Source organism: Pseudaquabacterium terrae, assembly GCF_013266755.1.
In the GTDB taxonomy this organism is placed as follows: domain Bacteria; phylum Pseudomonadota; class Gammaproteobacteria; order Burkholderiales; family Burkholderiaceae_C; genus Pseudaquabacterium; species Pseudaquabacterium terrae.
This window is the reverse complement of sequence record NZ_JABRWJ010000005.1, coordinates 420,922-437,109: the sequence shown is the minus strand read 5'-3', so window position 1 is coordinate 437,109 and position 16,188 is coordinate 420,922. Positions and strand designations below refer to the sequence as shown.

Here is a 16,188-nt window from a genome sequence, read left to right as displayed (position 1 = left end):
TCAATTCCGCATGAACTGGCCCTACGAGTGGCAGATCGGCTGGCGCTACACGCGCTCGGGCCGCGCCGGCCGGCGCAACGGCTTCATCTCGTTCATCTCCGGCGTCTCGGTCGCCGGCATCGCGCTCGGCGTCGCGGCACTGATCATCGTGCTCAGCGTGATGAACGGTTTCCAGAAGGAAGTGCGCAGCCGCATGCTGGCGGTGATCTCGCACGTCGAGGTCTTCGATCGCGATGGCGCCGCGCTGCCGGACTGGCGCGCCACCGCCGCGAAGGCGGCGCAGAACAAGCGCGTGGTCGGCGCGGCGCCCTTCATCGCCGCGCAGTCGCTGATCGCCCGCGGCGACGAGATGCGCGGCGCGATCGTGCGCGGCATCCTGCCGGCCGAGGAGGCCAAGGTCACCGACATCGCCGCCAAGCTGCGCGACACCGTGCTCGCCAAGCTCGAGCCGGGCGCGTGGCGCATCGTGCTCGGCATCGAGCTCGCGCGCCAGCTGCGCGTGCGCGAAGGTGACCAGGTGACGATCCTTGCGCCCGGCGGGCAGGTCACGCCGGCCGGCGTGGTGCCGCGCATGAAGAGCTTCACCGTCGCCGGCACCTTCGAGGCCGGCCACTACGAATACGACAGCGGCCTCGCACTGATCCATGTCGACGATGCCGCGAAGCTCTATCGCCTCGAAGGCCCGAGCGGCGTGCAGCTCAAGCTCGACGACGTGAACGCGGCGCGCGACGTGGGCTACGAGCTGGCGGGCTCGATCGGCCCCGGGCTGACCGTGCGCGACTGGACGCGCGTCAACCGCAACTGGTACGACGCGGTGCAGATCGAGAAACGCATGATGTTCATCATCCTGACGCTGATCGTCGCGGTGGCCGCGTTCAACCTGGTGTCGACGCTGGTGATGACGGTGACCGACAAGCGCGCCGACATCGCGATCCTGCGCACGCTGGGCGCCAGCCCGCGCTCGGTGATGGGCATCTTCGTCGTGCAGGGGGCGACCAGCGGCATCATCGGCACGCTGGCCGGCGTCGGCCTCGGGCTGCTGGTGGCGGTGAACATCGATGTCATCGTGCCGGCGATCGAGCGTGCGCTCGGCGTCAGCTTCCTGCCCGGCAGCATCTACCTGATCAGCCGCATGCCCAGCGATCCGCAGATGGCCGACGTGATGCCGATCGGCATCATCTCGCTCGTGCTCGCCTTCGCGGCGACGCTGTATCCGAGCTGGCGCGCCAGCCGCGTCAACCCGGCCGAGGCCCTGCGTTATGAGTGAGGCCGCGGAAGTCGTGCTGAGCTGCCAGGGCCTGACCAAACGCTTCAGCGAAGGTGGCCTCGACGTGCCGGTGCTGCAGGGCATCGACCTGCAGGTGCATGCCGGCGAGACGCTGGCGATCGTCGGTGCGTCGGGCTCGGGCAAGAGCACGCTGCTGCACCTGCTCGGCGGGCTGGATGCGCCGAGCGCCGGCCGCGTCGAGCTGATGGGCAAGTTCTTGCATTCAATGGACGCGGCCACGCTCGGCCAGTGGCGCAACCGGCAGCTCGGCTTCGTCTACCAGTTCCATCATCTGCTGCCGGAATTCACCGCGCTCGACAACGTCGGAATGCCGCTGCGCATCCGGCGCGAGACGGTGCCCGCGGCGCGCCAGGCGGCGCAGCGCATGCTCGACCGCGTCGGCCTCGGTGCGCGCGTCGAGCATCGCCCGTCCGAGCTCTCCGGCGGCGAGCGCCAGCGCGTGGCGATCGCCCGCGCGCTGGTCGCGCAGCCGGCCTGCGTGCTGGCCGACGAGCCGACCGGCAACTTGGACCGCGGCAGCGCCGACGCGGTGTTCGCGCTGATGCTGTCGCTGGCGCGCGAGCGCGGCACCGCGTTCGTGCTGGTGACGCACGATCCGGGGCTCGCGGCGCGCTGCGATCGCGCGCTGAAGCTGGAGCAGGGGCGGCTGGTCGGCTGAGCGGCATCCCCCGGCGGCGCTGGCCGCGCTGCGGGCTATTGACGCCTACGGATGCGCGGCGCGGTATTCCGACCGCTTCGCGCGGTGGGCGGCGACCCGCTCCGCGGCGCCGGCCAATCCGCGCTTCTGGTCGCGCACGGCGCGCTTCAAGCGGTCCCGCAGGACATGGAGTCGGGTTCTGTGCTTGTGGGCTGCGATGCAATTCGACAAGGGAGGCTTTCGAGGACGGTGATGCTGCGCCTTTTACGCGCTGGCTGCCGCCCCGTCTGTGCTGTGCCCCACATAGCGCCGGCGCGAGGCGGCCGCAACGCCCAGCGCCGCGAGCACCAGCGCGGCCGTGGCCGGCTCCGGCACGTGGTTGCCGGGCACGGTGGAGCCGCCGCCGCCGGGCAGCTCGAAGCTCAGCGTCAGCGTCGAGGTCGGGCCGAAGCTGAAGTTGTCGGTGTGGTCCGCGAAGTTCTCGTAGCCGCCGGGTGCCACGACCAGCTCACCGTCGGCAAGCAAGGTCTTCAGCAGCGCGAAATGGCCCGGGTTCTCGGCGCCGAACGAGACGGTGTGGTTGAACAAGCCCATCGAGGCGAAGGCATGCCGCGCCGACGAGTCGTCGCGGTAGCCGAACTCGATCCACGGCACGCCGCCGAGCGGGCCCTGCTGCGCCAGGTAGGCCGCATCGGTCGAGTTGAAGGTGACGTAGAAGCGCTCGACGCCGGCGATGTTGTTGACCGGGAATGCGCTGCTCCAGCCGCCGGTGGTGAAGCTGCCGTCGGTGAAGCTGCCGAACGGGTCGATGCTTTCGAAGCTGATCGTCTGGCTGATCATCGCGGCGCGGCCGGCCGAGGGCACCAGCAGCGCGGCGCAGAGTCCGGCGAACCAGACGGCATCGATCAGCAGCGGGCGGAGATAACGTTCGCGGAACGAGCGGGGCATGGCGGGGTTCTTCGGGTTGGAATGCCCGCAGTGTTCCGCGCCGGGGTCGCAGCGGCGTTGCAGCGCGCCGCGGCGTGCGTATCGTTTGTAGCTACATCACCCGCCCGAACCACCACACGCTCAGTCCCGCCGCCAGCACCGCGATCGCCGCGCCGACGGCGGCGAAGAGGGCGGTGACCTCGGTCTCCTTGGTCTCGACGACGAGCCGGCTCGACAGGCCGTGGTAGACCTGCTTCAGGTCCTCGGCGGTGCCGGCGTAGAAGTAGTTCGCGCGCGTGAACGCAGCGATCGACTTCAGCGTCTCCTCGTCGAGCCGCACGCGCATGCTCCAGCCTTCGAAGCCGATGATCTCGCCGTTCTTGGTGCCGATGCCCACCGTGTAGACGCGCACGCCGCGCTCGGCGGCCATCTTCGCGGCTTCCATCGGGTCGGGGCCGGTGGTGCGCTGGCCGTCGGTGAGCAGGATGATCGCCGCCGAGCTGTACGAGCCCGGCTCGACCGGCGTGATCACCTTCTTCGGCTTGTCGCCGGGTGACGGCGGCATCGCGCGCGCACCGGTGATCTGCGACAGGTCGATGCCGTCTTCCGGGAACAGCGTGGCCAGCGACAGCACGATGCCCGAGCCGATCGCTGTGCCGCGCTGCAACTGGAAGCGGTCGATCGCCGCGACCACGTCTTCGCGGCTGAAGGTCGGCGCCTGCACGACCGCGGCGGTGCCGGCGAACGAGACGACGCCGATGCGCACGCTGCGCGGCAGCCCGGCGACGAAGGTCTTGGCCGCCTCCTGCGAGGCCACCAGCCGGTTCGGCTGCACATCGGCCGCACGCATGCTGCCGGAGACGTCCATCGCCAGGATGATGGTTTCCTGGTTCGACGGCAGCTTCAGCACCGCCATCGGCCGCGCGGTGGCCAGCAGCAGCGCGGTGAGTGCGGTCAGCAGCAGCAGCGGTGGCACGTGGCGGCGCCAGCCCGGGCCCTTGCCGAGCGCCTGCTTGACCAGCGCGACGCTGGCGAAGCGCACAGCCGTCTTCTTGCGCCGGTGCAGCAGCCACAGGTACAGCAACACCAATGCCGGCAGCAGCAGCAGCAGCCACAGCAACTCTTGCCATTGGAAAGTCATGTCCGCATTCCTCGTTCAGGCCGGCAGCGCGGCATGCCGCAGCCCGGCCGGCATGCGGGCACCAACGGGTGCGCGCAGCCGCTGTCGGCGCAGCGCGACGAAGCGCAGCAGCGCGGCCATCAGGTCATCGTCGGTCGCCAGCTCCAGCGCATCGACGCCGGCGCGCGCCAGGCTCTGGCGCAGCGCCGCCTCGTGCCCGGCGGCGAGTTTCTCGAAACGCTCGCGAAAGCCCGGCTCCTGGGTGTCGACCAGTACCTGCTCGCCGCTCTCGGCATCCTCGATCGTCACCAGGCCGACGTCGGGCAGCTTCAGCTCCAGCGGGTCATAGAGGCGCACCGCCAGCACCTCGTGGCGCCGCGCCAGGCGGCCCAGCGCATCGGCCCAGCCCGGCGCGCTGATGAAATCGGAGACGACGAAGACCAGCGAGCGGCGCTTGATGATCGTCTCGCCGGCGCGCAGCAGGTCGGCCAGCACCGTGCCGGTACTCGCCTTCGGCGCCGGCCGCTGACGCATCGAGGCCATCAGCCCGAGCACATGGCGGCGGCCGATACCCGCCGGCAGCATCGCGATCGGCCGCTCGGGGCCGTGCTGCCCGTACAGCAGCGCGCCGACGCGGTTGCCATGCCGCGTCAGCAGCCGCGCCAGCACCGCGACGAAGCCTTCGGACACCGCGAGCTTGGTGCGGTCGTTCGAGCCGAAGTCGACGCTGCCCGTCAGGTCGAGCAGGAACCAGGCGGTGAGCTCGCGGTCTTCGGTGAACTGGCGCACGTAGGGCTGGTTCAGGCGGGCGGTGACGTTCCAGTCGATGTGCCGCACATCGTCGCCATGCTGGTACTCGCGCAGGTCGGCCAGGTCGAGCCCGGCGCCGCGCCACAGCGTGCGGTAGTCGCCCTGCAGCAGGCCGTCGAGGCGGCGCAGCACCGTCCACTCGAGGCGGCGCAGCAGGGCTTCGGGCGACGACTGTTCGCTCATCGGCCGCCCACGCTCATTGCGGATGCTGCATGGGTTTTGCCGGCAGCGGGATCTTGGCCATCACCTTCTCGATCAGCGCGTCGGCCGTCAGCCCCTCGGCCAGCGCCTCGTACGACAGCACCAGGCGGTGCCGCATCGTGTCGGCGGCCAGCGCGGTCAGGTCTTCCGGCAGCACGTAGCCGCGGCCGCGCAGGTAGGCCAGCGCACGCGCGGCCTCGACCAGCGAGATGCTGGCGCGCGGGCTGGCGCCGAAGCTGAGGTACTTGGCGAGCTCGGGCATGCCATGCAGGTCGGGCCGCCGCGTCGCGCCGACCAGCTTGACGGTGTAGGTGATCAGGCTCGGGTCGACGTAGACCTTGCGGCATTCCTGCTGCAGCTCGATCAGCTGCGACATCGTCGCCACCGGCAGCACCTCGACCGGCGTGCCGATGACCCGCTCGACGATCACGAACTCCTCCTCGTCGGCCGGGTAGTCGACCAGCACCTTCATCATGAAGCGGTCGACCTGCGCCTCGGGCAGCGGATAGGTGCCTTCGGTCTCGATCGGGTTCTGCGTCGCCATCACGACGAAGGGCGCGGGCACCTTGTGCGATTCGCCGGCGATCGTCACCTGGCGTTCCTGCATCACCTCGAGCAGCGCGCTCTGCACCTTGGCCGGCGCGCGGTTGATCTCGTCGGCGAGCAGCAGGTTGGTGAACACCGGACCGAGCGTCGTGCCGAACTCGCCGGTCTTCTGGTTGTAGAAACGCGTGCCGACCAGGTCGGCCGGCACCAGGTCGGGCGTGAACTGGATGCGCTTGTAGCTGCCGCGCAAGGTGGCGGCGAGCGTGCGCACCGTCAGCGTCTTCGCCAGGCCCGGCACGCCTTCGACCAACAGGTGGCCCTGGGCGAGCAGGCCGACCATCACGCGTTCGAGGAAGTGGTCCTGGCCGACGACGACGCGCTTCACTTCGTAAAGGATGCGCTCCATCAGCGTTGCCGCTTCCGGCGCGCTGTCGTTGAGGTTCGCCATGCGGGGGCTCTCCAGAGGTGGCAAGAGGGAGTTCAGAACGGCGGCATGCCGACGGCGGCGGCCGCGTTCTCGATCGGCACGGCAAAACCGATGCCGATGAAGGTGCGCTGCGCGTTCGGATTCATGATCGCGGTGACGATGCCGACGACGTGGCCGTCCATCGTCACCAGCGGACCGCCGGAATTGCCCGGGTTCGCCGCGGCATCGAACTGGATCAGGTTGGTCAGGCTGCGGTGGCCCTCGGGCGAGCGGAACTCGCGCTTCAGCCCGGAGATCACGCCCTGCGAGGCCGACGGGCCGATGCCGAACGGGAAGCCGATCGCGATCACCTCGTCGCCCGGCGACAGGCCGCCGGTCGAGCGCAACGTGGCCGCATGCAGGTCGTCGGGAATCGTCTTCGCGCGCAACACCGCCAGGTCGTTCTCCGGCTGCAGGTTGACGACCACGGCCTCCGACTCGCTGCCGTCGAAGAAGTTGACGGTGATGCGGTCGGCGCCGGCGACGACGTGCAGGTTGGTCAGGATCAGGCCCTTGTCGACGATCACCACGCCGGTGCCGACGCTGCGGCCATCCTCGTCGATCGCCTTGTCGGCCGGCTTCAGCGGCTTGCCGCCCTTGACGCCGGGCTTGACGCTTTCAGGCGGCGGCGCCTTGTGCTCGCCGACCACGCGCACCACCGAGGGGATCACCGCGGCATAAGCCGCCGCGGCGGCGGCCGGCAGCGGCTCCTTGGCGATCGACTGGCGCATCAGGGAGTCGATCTGCTCGATCGTCAGCGGCGCCTTGACCTTGGCCGTCCAGGCCGGCCAGCCGGCGGCGGTGACCAGCGCCAGCACGCCCAAGCCCCAGGCCCAGCGCTCGTGGCGACGCAGCCAGCCGGGGCGGGCGGGGACGGCGGGGGGCGGGGTGGCGGGTGCGGCGTCTGCGGCCGGATCGGGGCGCTGCGGCAGAGGCAGCGGCACGGCCGTCGGCTGCGCGGCAGCCAGCGCCGTGTCCGGCGGTCCGCTTCCGGCAGCCGGCGTACCGGCGGGCGCGACGGCCGGTGCGGCGCGAGGCGGGGTGCGACTGTAAAGCGGCGTGCGGGCCATGCTGCCGGCTCCCGTGAGCGAGGACTCCGCGCCACAGTACCACGAGCATCGACGCCTGTGCACAGCGGGGATGGATGGCCTGCGGGCTTTGAGGAACGAAGCACGAACGGCGTGCATGATCCGCCGGTGACCGCGCTTCGCTGGATCGACACCCACTGCCACCTCGACGCCCCGGAATTCGATGCCGACCGTGACGCGGTGGTGGCGCGGGCGCGGGCCGCCGGTGTCGGGATGATCGTGCTGCCGGCGGTGGCCGCGGCGCACTTCGAGACCACGCGGCGGCTGGCGCACGAACACGGCTTTGCCTATGCGCTCGGCGTGCATCCGCTGTGCGTCGACCGGGCCGCCGACGAGGACCTCGACCGCCTCGGCGAGGCCTTGCAGCGCTGGCGCGACGACCCGCGGCTGGTGGCGGTCGGCGAGATCGGGCTCGACTTCTTCGTGCCCGGCCTCGACCGCCCGCGCCAGGAGCGCTTCTACCTCGCGCAGCTGAAGCTCGCGCGCGCCGCCCGCTTGCCGGTGATCCTGCACGTGCGGCGTTCGGCCGACGGACTGCTGAAGGGCTTGCGCCGCAACGAAGTGGCAGGCGGCATCGCGCATGCGTTCAACGGCAGCCCGCAGCAGGCGGCGCTGTTCGCCGAGCGCGGGTTCCGGCTCGGCTTCGGCGGCGCGATGACCTTCGAGCGCGCGCTGCAGATCCGGCGCCTGGCCAGCGAGTTGCCCGACAGCGTGCCGGTGCTCGAGACCGACGCGCCCGACATTCCGCCGCACTGGCTGTACCGCACCGCCGCCGAGCGCGCCGCCGGCGCGACCTCGCGCAACGAGCCGGCCGAGCTGCCGCGCATCGCGCAGGTGCTGGCCGAGCTGCGCGGCTGGAGCCTCGAGCAGACCGCGGCGATCACCGCGGCGAATGCGCGGGCGGCGCTGCCGCGGCTGGCGGCGCTGGATCCGCCGTGATCAGCACCCACTGCGGCTCGACGCCATCGGCGGCGCCCGGGATGCGCGCGCGCAGGCCGCGCAGGCCGCGCAGCCGGCCGTCGCCGCCCAGCAGCGGCTCCCAGTCGGCGCGGCCGGTGAACGGGTTCGGATACAGCTGGCGCAGGTGGCGCCGCGGCGGCTCGAAGCGGCGGTCTTCCAGCAGGTCCGCCAGCGTCGATGGATAACGCTCCACCGGCGCCGCTTGCCGGTAGCTGCGCAGCGCCTGCACATACTGCCGTGCGACCCAGTCGAGCTGCCGCGCCTGCGCGCGCCGCGCATTCGTGACCCAGACTTCCGTGCCGACCAGCAGAGCGACCCCGGCCAGCGCGACGGCCAGCAGCAACGCCAGGTAGGTGAAGCCGCGTGCACGGTGACCGTGGCCGCGTCCTTTGAGACCTACCATGTGTCGAGGGCCGTGCCGTCGCGGCCGATGCCGGTGGAGGCGCTGCGCACGTCGTAGACGCCGGGCGTGCTGCCGTCGGGGTGCGGCAGCAGCTGCCAGGCGCCGGCGCCGGCGCTGTCGTTGGTCGGATCGACCGGCACCTGGCGCAGGTAGCGGCGCTCGACCAGGCTGTGCAGCGTCTCGGGCAGGCGGCCGGTGTCGGCGCGGTGCTTGTCGATCGCTTCGCGCAGCAGCTTCAGGTTGGCCTGCAGCGCGGTTTCACGGGCCCGCTCGACGGCGGCGAAGTAGCGCGGCGCGGCCACCGACAGCAGCGTCGCGAGGATCGCCAGCACCACCAGCAGCTCGATCAGCGTGAAGCCGCGCCGGCCGCGCCGGCGGTCCGTCGTGGCGTGGCCGCTCACCATGTGCGGTAGGGGCGGCCGTCGAGGCCGCGCTTCGGCGACAGCGAATGGATGTCGAAGACGTCGGCGCCCGGGCGCGGATCGTCGGGCGGGCTGGCGTAGCTGCGCTGGCCCCAGCTCGCCGCGGCGGCGGTCTCGGCCGGCGCGAACGGGTCGCGCGGCAGCCGGCGCAGCAGGTAGATGCGCCGGCCCTCGGGCGACTTGGCGTCGACGATGCCCTCGACCAGCAGCTCCAGGCGCGGCGGATAGCCGCTGCCGTCGGCGGCCCTGACGATGTGGCCCTCGTCGGCCAGGCGCTTGTAGCGGTCGATCGCGTCGCGCAGCTCGCGCAGCGCCTCGCGCAGCGCCTCTTCCTGCCGGCGCTGCTGCGCCAGCTCGGCCAGCGGGACGCCGATGCTGGCCAGCGTCGCCAGGATCGCCAGCACCGCGAGCAGCTCGACCAGGCTGAAGCCGCGCCGCTGGGGCTTCATTTCGACGCTCCCGTGGCGGAGGGTGTTGCGGCGGCCGGCCGCGGCGGCGGCAGCGGCGCGAGCTGGATCGGCGCCGCGCCGACCGCGCTCTCGGTGCCGGACAGGAACTCCAGCAGCCCGGCACCCGGCGGCTCCAGGTTGCGCACGATGCGCGGCGTGATCAGCAGCACGATCTCGGTGCGGGTGTCGCTGTCCTGCGCCATGCCGAACAGCTTGCCCAGCAGCGGAATCTCGTTGAGCCCGGGCAGGCCGGTGTTGGCGCGCCGCTCCTCGCGCTGGATCAGCCCGGCCAGCACGTTGGTTTCGCCGTCGCGCACGCGCAGGCTGGTCACCGTGTTGCGCGTGCCGAGCCGGTAGACCTGCGTGCCGGTGCTGCGGGTCACGGTCTCGAGGATGCTCGAGACCTCCAGCGCGATCTTCATGGCCACCTCGTCGTCGAGCGAGACGCTGGGCTCGATCTCCAGCTTCAGGCCGACATCGAGGTAGCTGACCGATTCGGAGCTGCCGACGTTGGCGGTGGTGGTGGTGGTGATCACCGGCACGCGCTCGCCGATCAGGATCTTGGCCGACTGGCGGTTGCGCACGCGCACGCGCGGGTTGGCCAGCAGGTCGGCATCGCCCTTCTGGCTGCGCAGCCGCGCCGACGCCAGCGGATCGTTGAAGCGCAGGCGCACCAGCTCCGAGCTGCGGTTGCGGAACTCCTCCAGGCGCAGCTGGCCGGCGATGCCCTCGCTGCCGATGACGCCGGCCGAGATCTGGTCGGGCCAGCGCAGCCCGAGCTCGAGCAGCCGGTTGGCGTTGACCTCCAGCACCTCCAGCTCGAGCACGACCTCCGGGTCCGGCAGGTCCTGCGTGGCCACCAGCTTCTCGGCCAGGCGGATCACGTCGGCGCTGTCGCGCAGGATCACCAGGTTGAGCTTCTCATCGATCACGACGTCGCGCGCCTTGGCGATCGTGCGCAGCACGTTGGCCACCTTGGCCGCGTCGGCATGGCTCAGGTAGAAGTGGCGCACCACCATCTCGCGGTACTCGGCGGCCTTGGCTGGCGTGTTCGGATAGATCAGCAGCGTGTCCTTGTCGAGCACGCGGCGCTCGAGCTGGTGCGTGGCCAGCAGCAGCCGCAGCACGTCGTCGACCGACTTGTTGGTGACCGACAGCGTCACGCGCAGGTCGGTGCGCACGTCGCGCTCGATCAGGTAGTTCAGCCCCGAGGCCTGCTTCAGCGCCTGCAGCACCTGGCCCAGCGTGGCCTGGTGGAAGCTCAACGACACCGGCACGCGGTAGGCCGCGTCGAGCTGCGGATAGAGGCCCAGCGCCTTGCCCGAGGCCTCCGTGTGCAGGCGCTGCCAGCGCCGCATCAGCGCGGCGGCGCGCGGTTGGCGCGGCTCGTCGGCGAGCACCTGGCGGGCCTGTTCGAGTGCCGCGTCGAGCCGGCCCTCGCGTGCCAGGGTTTCGGCTGCGTCGAGGCGGGTCGCGAGCTGCTCGGCGCGGTCGACCCGTTCGGCGCCGGCGGCGGCGCGGGCGCTGCCGGGATCGTGCTGGCGCGCGCGCGCATAAGCCTGGCGCGCAGCACCGAAGTCGGCGCGCTGCAGCGCGGTTTCGGCCTCGTGCACCAGCGCGTCGAGGGCGCGCTCGCGCTGCGTGAAGTAGCTGCGGCGGAATTCGTTGTTGCCCGGGCTTTCGGCCATCGCCTGCTGCAGCTTGGCGAGGCCGGTCTCGGTCTGGCCGGCGGCCAGCGCCGCGGTGGCTTCGCGGTAACTCTGGTGGCCGGCGCAGGCCGCCATCACCAGCGCCGCCGCGAGCAGCACGACCAGGGCCGGCCGGGTCGGGCGGGCTCGGGCGGGCGGTCGGCAGGTGCGGTGCATGGCGCGCGTACTTCGTGTGTTATCACGTACCGCTGGCGCGCGGCAGCGCGATGCGGATCTCGCGCTGCGAGGGCAGGTGCAGCAGCGTCAGGTGCTGGGCGGTCAGCGCGGTCACGCGGTACTCGGCCAGCAGCACGGTGCCGGGGCGCGCGAGCCAGGTGCCGCCGGGCGACGCGACGAAGGCCGCCGGGCCGGCCGCATCATCCCAGGTGCCGATGACCTGCAGCGGCGGCGCCGGCTCGGCGGGCGCGGGAGCCGCCGGCGCGGCGGGCGATGCGGCGCGGGCGGGCGCCGGCGCAGGCACGAGCGATCCGGGTGCTGTGCGGACGGCGAAGGCCTGGCCGGCGGGCGCCTCCGTGTCCGCCGGGCCGTTCGGGCGGTCGGGGGCGCCCTCGTCCGCGAGGTAGATCACCAGGCGCAGCCGCGCCTCGACGACGGCCGCATCGCCGTGCTGGCGGGCGAAGGCCAACTCGCGCAGCGTGAACGCGGGCAGCGTCAGCGCCAGCTGGTGCAGCAGCGCACGCAGCGCGGGATACGGCGCTTCGAGCTGGCTGCGCACTTCCAGGCTCGCCGGCCGCTGCGCGCTGGCCGGCGCGATGCGGTATTCGGCCGCCGGCCAGGCGATGCCCTGCGCCTGCGCGGCCTGCTCGATGCGGCGCAGCAGCGCGGGCACCGCCGACGCCGGCGCCAGCGCGGGGGCTTCGGTCGCCGGGCGGTGCAGTACCGGCAGCGCGGTCGCGGCCGGTGCAGGCGCCGCAGCGTCGTCCGCCCCGTTCGCTTGCAGCGGGGAGGGTGCGCGCAACACCAAGACGAGCGCGCCGCCGATCAGCAGCAGGCCGGCCCACCCCGGCCAGCCGATCTGCTGATGGCCGATCGCGAGCCAGCGTGCGAGCGCGGACGGGTGGCTCATGGCGTGCGCCAGGTCGTCGTGACGCTGAAGCGCAGCCGGCGCGCCCCGCCGGCCGGGTCGGTGAGCGTGTCGTGCGCGACCAGCCGCGCCGGCTGCAGCGGCGGCGCCGCGGAGAGCCGCTCGACGTAGGCCAGCGCGTCGGCGTAGGTTGCTGCGTCGGCGTCGAGGCCGATCAGCCCGCTCTCGGGATCGATCTGCAGCGACAGCAGGACCACCGGCGGCCGCGTTGCGCCATCGATGGCCTGCAGTGCCGCCTGCCAAGGCCGGCGCAGCTCCGGTTGCACCTGCTGCCAGCGCCGCTCGGCGGGACCGGGCGCCGGCGGCGGCGCGGCCGGGGCCTGCGCGGCCGCACGGCGCGCCTGCTGCGCCTGCCGCGCAGCGGTTGCGACCTCGTCGCTGTGTTGTTGCCAGAGCAGCGCGAGTGCCAACACCGCGGCGCCGCCGGCCAGCAGCACCCAACCCGCGCGCGGCACCATAGGTTCCGGCCGCAGGAAGTCCATGTTCATGAGAACGCTCCGGCGACGATCGGATCACCGCCGCTGCCGATGCCCAGGCGCCGGCGCGCCAGCTCGACCTGCGCCGCGCGCGCGGCGGGTGTGCCGGCCGGCGGTGCCGCGGCCTCGAGCGCGGTGAGGCGGCCGGCCTCGATGCGCGCGATCAGCAGCCGGTCCTGCTCGGGCCATAACCACCAACCGGTGCGGCCAGCCGGCTGGCGCACCGGCCGCCGGCGCTGCCAGCCCCAGTCGAAGGCCGGCAGCAGGGCGTGCCAGCGCAGGCCGAGCACGCGTGCGCTGTCGAGCAGGCTGCGCTGCAGCCGCGGCGGCAGCGCGCCGCCGCGCGCGAAGCGGTCGCCCGGCCGGTGGTCGATGCGCAGCGGCCATGACGACGGCGGCTCGGCATCGTCGCCGTAGAGCGCGGCAAGGCGGTGGCGCAGCAGCGTCTCGATCTGCGCGCGCGACCACAGCGCGCCGCCGGTGTCGGCCAGCAACAGCGGCAGCCACGCGGTTTCGAGCAGCAGCGTGATCGCCCGCGGCGGGGGCTGCGGGTACAGCGCGCGCAAGGCCGCCGCGATGGCCGGCGTGGACGGCTCGGCCAGCGGCTCGCGGCCGAGCGCCGCCAGCGCGCCGCGCCGCGGCTCCCAGCGCTCGACCGCCAGCCGGCCGATGCGCACGATGTCGCGCGTCGAGGCGCGATCAAACGGCCACACGGTCGGCCTCCTCGAGCGTCGTCCAACCCGCGTCAACGGCCTGCAGCGCCTGCTCGCGCAGGCTGCGCCAGCCGCCGCGCTGCGCCTCGGCCTGCACCTCGGCCGCCGGCGCCCGGGCGGCGATCAGCGCGCGCAGCGCCGGCGTCAGCCACAGCAGCTCTCCGATTGCGAAGCGGCCGCGGTAGCCGGTGCCGCGGCACGCTTCGCAGCCGAGCGCGGCGCGGCGACTCGACCCGGCATCCGCCGGCAACAACGGCCGTGCGCACTGCGCACACAACCGCCGCAGCAGCCGCTGCGCGAGCACGCCGTTGATTGCCGACGCGAAGGCATAGGCGTCGATGCCGAACTGCGCGAAGCGGCCGACCACGTCCAGCGCCGTGTTCGCATGCACGGTGGTGAAGACGAGGTGGCCGGTCAGCGCGGACTGCACGGCGATCTGCGCCGTTTCCGCGTCGCGGATCTCGCCGACCAGGATCTTGTCCGGGTCGTGGCGCAGGATCGAGCGCAGCCCGCGCGCGAAGCTCAAGGACTTGCGCTCGTTGACGGGGATCTGCAGCACGCCGGGCAGCTGGTACTCGACCGGGTCCTCGATGGTGATGATCTTGTCGCGCGACTCGCGTGTCTCGGCAATGGCCGCGTAGAGCGTGGTCGTCTTGCCCGAGCCGGTGGGCCCGGTGACCAGCAGCATGCCGTGCGGCAGCCGGCACAGCCGGTGCAGCTCGGCACGCATCGGCGCCGCGAAGCCGAGCTTATCGAGCGTCAGGCCGGCGAGGCTTTGCGCCAGATGCTGGCGGTCGAGGATGCGCAGGACCGCATCTTCGCCATGGATGCTGGGCATCACCGAGACGCGCAGGTCGATCGCGCGCGCTTCGTAGTGGATCTGCAGCCGGCCGTCCTGCGGCACGCGGCGCTCGGCGATGTCCAGCTGCGCCATCACCTTGACGCGGTTGATCGCCTGCGCGGCGAGCTCGCGCTGGTCGATGCGCCGCATCGCCGTCAGCACGCCGTCGATGCGGAACTTGATCGCCAGGCCGCCGGGGTCGCTTTCGAGGTGCACGTCGGAGGCGCCGATCTTCAGTGCGTCGTACAGCGTGGAGTTGACGAAGCGCACCGCCGGGCTGTCCTCGCTGCCTATCCGGCGCAGGCTCAGGACCTCGGCGTTGGCGGTGGCCCCGTCGTCGGGCACGTCGCTGCGCGGCGGCGCCACACTGGCCAGCGCGCTCAGGCCCGCTTCGCTGTGCGTGAGCCAGGCGTCGAAGGTCTGGTCGCTCGCCAGGTGCACACTCAGCGCGCCGAAGCGGCTCAGGGCCCAGGCGATGAGGTCGGTGTCGAACGGGTCGGTGATCAGCAGCTGCTGCGCGCCGGCGGCATCCTTCAGCAGCGCGCAGCGGCGGCGTGCGCTGTCGGCGAAGGGCAGGCGGTCGAAGCAGGGCTGCCAGGCGGCCGCATCGGCCAGCCGCGCCACCGGCAGCTCGAGCGCGCTGCCGAGCTCGTCGACCAGCGCCTGCGCGTCGCCGCCTTCGGCCAGCAGCGCCGCCATCGGATCGCCGCCATGCGTGCGGCGCACGGCAGCGATGCGCGCAACGACCGATTCCGAGGGCAGGCCGGCACTCATGGCGGCGAACGCTACGCCTTGTGCGCGCCGCTGCCAAGCGCAGCGCGTGGGCCGCTCATGGCAGCGCCGACGCGAGGTCGAAGATCGGCAGGTACATCAGCAGCACCAGCAGGCCGACGCCGACGCCGATCAGCACCATCACGATCGGCTCGAAGGCGCGCATCGCGCGCTCCAGCGTGCGGCCGACCTCCTCGTCGTGGAAATGCGCGATGCGGCCGAGCACCGTGCCGAGCTCGCCGCTGCGTTCGCCGGCGACGAGCAGCTTGTCGGCGACGGCGGTGGCCATGCCGGCGCGGCGGTACGCGGCCGAGGGCATCAGCCCGTCGTGCACCGCGCGCTGGACGTCCCGGCCCGCCGGCTGCAGCGCCGCGGGCAGCAGCGCCTGCGCCAGCGCGAGGGCCTCGGGCAGCACGATGCCGCCGGCCACCAGCAGCCCCGTCGCGCGGTACCAGCGGGCGAGGTGGTAGGTGTGCAGCAGCCGGCGCAGCGGCGCCCATGCGCCGAGCACGCGCAGCGCCCGTGCGCGCGCCGCCGGCGAGCGCAGCAGCCACACGCCGCCGGCCGCCAGCACACCGAGCACGGTCCACGGCAGCGCCGCGTGCCCGCCGAGCAGGCGCGACCAGCCGAGCATCAGCTCGGCCGACCAGGGCAGCGGCCCGGCCATGCCGTCGAACACGCGCGCGAAGCGCGGCATCACGTGGAATAGCAGGAAGAGCAGCACCAGCGCACCGACGCCGCACAGCAGCAGCGGATAGATCGAGGTCGCCAGCACGCGATGGCGCAGCGCGGCGATGCGCTGCTCGTGCTCGAGGAAGCGCGCCAGCGCCTGCGGCAGGTCGGAGGTCAGCTCGGCCGCGTGCACCAGCGCGACCAGCAGCGCCGGAAAGACCGGCTGCTGCGCCAGTGCGCCGGACAGCGGCGAGCCGCTGCGCAGCGCGCGTGCCAGGCCGTCGATCACCGTGCTGCCGTCGCCGCGCGCGTCCGGCTGCAGCGCTTCGAGCGCCTCGATCACCGACAGACCGGCGACCAGCAGGTCGCGCAGCTGCTCGACGAACACCGGCAGCTCGAAGCGGCCGCTGCCGGCGCGGCGCCGCCGCTGCCAGCGCGCGCCGAAGGAATCGTCGAGCGCGTGGCAGGCCAGCACCGCGTAGCCCAGGCGCTGCGCCTGCCGGCGTGCGTCGTCGAGCGACGCGGCGTCGAGCTCGATGCGGCGCGGCGGCGCGCGGCCTTCGACGATGTCGGCCCGCACGCGCATTGCCGCTGCTTTCCCCGGA

At 72.7% G+C, this 16,188-nt stretch carries 17 protein-coding genes; 3 read left to right on the top strand and 14 right to left on the bottom strand.

The features are described 5' to 3' along the window. Positions 1 to 10 precede the first annotated feature (10 nt). Positions 11 to 1,267, top strand: coding sequence for a lipoprotein-releasing ABC transporter permease subunit (locus HLB44_RS18015; protein ID WP_173125034.1), 1,257 nt, complete (start codon positions 11 to 13; stop codon positions 1,265 to 1,267). Beyond that, the gene (gene lolD / locus HLB44_RS18010; protein ID WP_173125032.1) at positions 1,260 to 1,946 is read left to right on the top strand and encodes a lipoprotein-releasing ABC transporter ATP-binding protein LolD; all 687 of its coding nucleotides are present in this window, start codon (positions 1,260 to 1,262) and stop codon (positions 1,944 to 1,946) included. The genes HLB44_RS18015 and lolD overlap by 8 nt, the downstream gene beginning before the upstream one ends. Positions 1,947 to 2,189: 243 nt before the next feature. On the opposite strand, the gene HLB44_RS18005 is transcribed toward lolD, so the two are convergent. The 5 genes from HLB44_RS18005 to HLB44_RS17985 form a co-directional block, all read right to left on the bottom strand. Next, complete coding sequence (locus HLB44_RS18005) at positions 2,190 to 2,873, bottom strand: PEP-CTERM sorting domain-containing protein (protein ID WP_173125030.1); 684 nt, start codon at positions 2,871 to 2,873, stop codon at positions 2,190 to 2,192. 91 nt (positions 2,874 to 2,964) lie between these two features. Further along, positions 2,965 to 3,993 carry a VWA domain-containing protein gene (locus HLB44_RS18000; RefSeq protein WP_173125028.1) on the bottom strand — a complete coding sequence of 343 codons (1,029 nt, stop codon included), beginning with the start codon at positions 3,991 to 3,993 and terminating at the stop codon, positions 2,965 to 2,967. A 15-nt stretch (positions 3,994 to 4,008) separates the two neighbouring features. After that, positions 4,009 to 4,965: a DUF58 domain-containing protein gene (locus HLB44_RS17995; RefSeq protein WP_173125026.1), complete on the bottom strand. Its 957-nt coding sequence runs from the start codon at positions 4,963 to 4,965 to the stop codon at positions 4,009 to 4,011. A gap of 13 nt (positions 4,966 to 4,978) precedes the next feature. Further along, positions 4,979 to 5,977 carry an AAA family ATPase gene (locus HLB44_RS17990; protein WP_173125024.1) on the bottom strand — a complete coding sequence of 333 codons (999 nt, stop codon included), beginning with the start codon at positions 5,975 to 5,977 and terminating at the stop codon, positions 4,979 to 4,981. 32 nt (positions 5,978 to 6,009) lie between these two features. Continuing rightward, entirely contained in the window at positions 6,010 to 6,939 is a 930-nt protein-coding gene (locus HLB44_RS17985) for a S1C family serine protease (protein ID WP_425500830.1), read from the bottom strand. A 252-nt stretch (positions 6,940 to 7,191) separates the two neighbouring features. Here HLB44_RS17985 and HLB44_RS17980 point away from each other — a divergent pair, with 252 nt between their 5' ends. Then, on the top strand, positions 7,192 to 8,022 hold the full coding sequence (locus tag HLB44_RS17980; protein ID WP_173125020.1) for a TatD family hydrolase: 831 nt from the start codon (positions 7,192 to 7,194) through the stop codon (positions 8,020 to 8,022). Here the strand turns inward: HLB44_RS17980 and HLB44_RS17975 are convergent. The 9 genes from HLB44_RS17975 to HLB44_RS17935 are packed head-to-tail and all read right to left on the bottom strand — an operon-like array spanning position 7,964 to position 16,169. Further along, positions 7,964 to 8,446, bottom strand: a complete 483-nt coding sequence (locus tag HLB44_RS17975; protein ID WP_173125018.1) for a type II secretion system protein — start codon at positions 8,444 to 8,446, stop codon at positions 7,964 to 7,966. The two genes, HLB44_RS17980 and HLB44_RS17975, sit on opposite strands and share 59 nt — an antisense overlap. Further along, on the bottom strand, positions 8,440 to 8,847 hold the full coding sequence (locus HLB44_RS17970; RefSeq protein ID WP_343051369.1) for a type II secretion system protein: 408 nt from the start codon (positions 8,845 to 8,847) through the stop codon (positions 8,440 to 8,442). Before HLB44_RS17970 ends, HLB44_RS17975 begins: the two co-directional genes overlap by 7 nt. Then, the gene (locus tag HLB44_RS17965; protein ID WP_173125014.1) at positions 8,844 to 9,317 is read right to left on the bottom strand and encodes a type II secretion system protein; all 474 of its coding nucleotides are present in this window, start codon (positions 9,315 to 9,317) and stop codon (positions 8,844 to 8,846) included. The genes HLB44_RS17970 and HLB44_RS17965 overlap by 4 nt, the downstream gene beginning before the upstream one ends. Continuing rightward, the gene (locus HLB44_RS17960) at positions 9,314 to 11,182 is read right to left on the bottom strand and encodes a secretin N-terminal domain-containing protein (protein WP_173125012.1); all 1,869 of its coding nucleotides are present in this window, start codon (positions 11,180 to 11,182) and stop codon (positions 9,314 to 9,316) included. Before HLB44_RS17960 ends, HLB44_RS17965 begins: the two co-directional genes overlap by 4 nt. A 22-nt stretch (positions 11,183 to 11,204) precedes the next feature. Beyond that, the gene (locus tag HLB44_RS36785; protein ID WP_217283708.1) at positions 11,205 to 12,092 is read right to left on the bottom strand and encodes a hypothetical protein; all 888 of its coding nucleotides are present in this window, start codon (positions 12,090 to 12,092) and stop codon (positions 11,205 to 11,207) included. Continuing rightward, positions 12,089 to 12,598 (bottom strand): hypothetical protein, encoded by a 510-nt coding sequence (locus HLB44_RS17950; protein ID WP_173125010.1) that lies wholly within the window; start codon positions 12,596 to 12,598, stop codon positions 12,089 to 12,091. Before HLB44_RS17950 ends, HLB44_RS36785 begins: the two co-directional genes overlap by 4 nt. Further along, complete coding sequence (locus tag HLB44_RS17945) at positions 12,595 to 13,299, bottom strand: hypothetical protein (RefSeq protein ID WP_173125008.1); 705 nt, start codon at positions 13,297 to 13,299, stop codon at positions 12,595 to 12,597. The genes HLB44_RS17950 and HLB44_RS17945 overlap by 4 nt, the downstream gene beginning before the upstream one ends. After that, the gene (locus tag HLB44_RS17940; protein ID WP_173125006.1) at positions 13,286 to 14,914 is read right to left on the bottom strand and encodes a GspE/PulE family protein; all 1,629 of its coding nucleotides are present in this window, start codon (positions 14,912 to 14,914) and stop codon (positions 13,286 to 13,288) included. The genes HLB44_RS17945 and HLB44_RS17940 overlap by 14 nt, the downstream gene beginning before the upstream one ends. A gap of 55 nt (positions 14,915 to 14,969) precedes the next feature. Then, complete coding sequence (locus HLB44_RS17935) at positions 14,970 to 16,169, bottom strand: type II secretion system F family protein (protein WP_173125004.1); 1,200 nt, start codon at positions 16,167 to 16,169, stop codon at positions 14,970 to 14,972. Positions 16,170 to 16,188 lie beyond the last annotated feature (19 nt).

Coding starts and splice junctions, on each gene's coding strand:
- HLB44_RS17935 (WP_173125004.1), bottom strand. CDS start 16,169: ATGCGCGTGCGGGCCGACATCGTCGAAGGCCGCGCGCCGCCGCGCCGC.
- HLB44_RS17975 (WP_173125018.1), bottom strand. CDS start 8,446: ATGGTAGGTCTCAAAGGACGCGGCCACGGTCACCGTGCACGCGGCTTC.
- HLB44_RS17940 (WP_173125006.1), bottom strand. CDS start 14,914: ATGAGTGCCGGCCTGCCCTCGGAATCGGTCGTTGCGCGCATCGCTGCC.
- HLB44_RS17965 (WP_173125014.1), bottom strand. CDS start 9,317: ATGAAGCCCCAGCGGCGCGGCTTCAGCCTGGTCGAGCTGCTCGCGGTG.
- HLB44_RS17950 (WP_173125010.1), bottom strand. CDS start 12,598: ATGAACATGGACTTCCTGCGGCCGGAACCTATGGTGCCGCGCGCGGGT.
- HLB44_RS18015 (WP_173125034.1), top strand. CDS start 11: ATGAACTGGCCCTACGAGTGGCAGATCGGCTGGCGCTACACGCGCTCG.
- HLB44_RS18005 (WP_173125030.1), bottom strand. CDS start 2,873: ATGCCCCGCTCGTTCCGCGAACGTTATCTCCGCCCGCTGCTGATCGAT.
- HLB44_RS36785 (WP_217283708.1), bottom strand. CDS start 12,092: ATGAGCCACCCGTCCGCGCTCGCACGCTGGCTCGCGATCGGCCATCAG.
- HLB44_RS17995 (WP_173125026.1), bottom strand. CDS start 4,965: ATGAGCGAACAGTCGTCGCCCGAAGCCCTGCTGCGCCGCCTCGAGTGG.
- HLB44_RS17960 (WP_173125012.1), bottom strand. CDS start 11,182: ATGCACCGCACCTGCCGACCGCCCGCCCGAGCCCGCCCGACCCGGCCG.
- HLB44_RS17990 (WP_173125024.1), bottom strand. CDS start 5,977: ATGGCGAACCTCAACGACAGCGCGCCGGAAGCGGCAACGCTGATGGAG.
- HLB44_RS18000 (WP_173125028.1), bottom strand. CDS start 3,993: ATGACTTTCCAATGGCAAGAGTTGCTGTGGCTGCTGCTGCTGCTGCCG.
- lolD (WP_173125032.1), top strand. CDS start 1,260: ATGAGTGAGGCCGCGGAAGTCGTGCTGAGCTGCCAGGGCCTGACCAAA.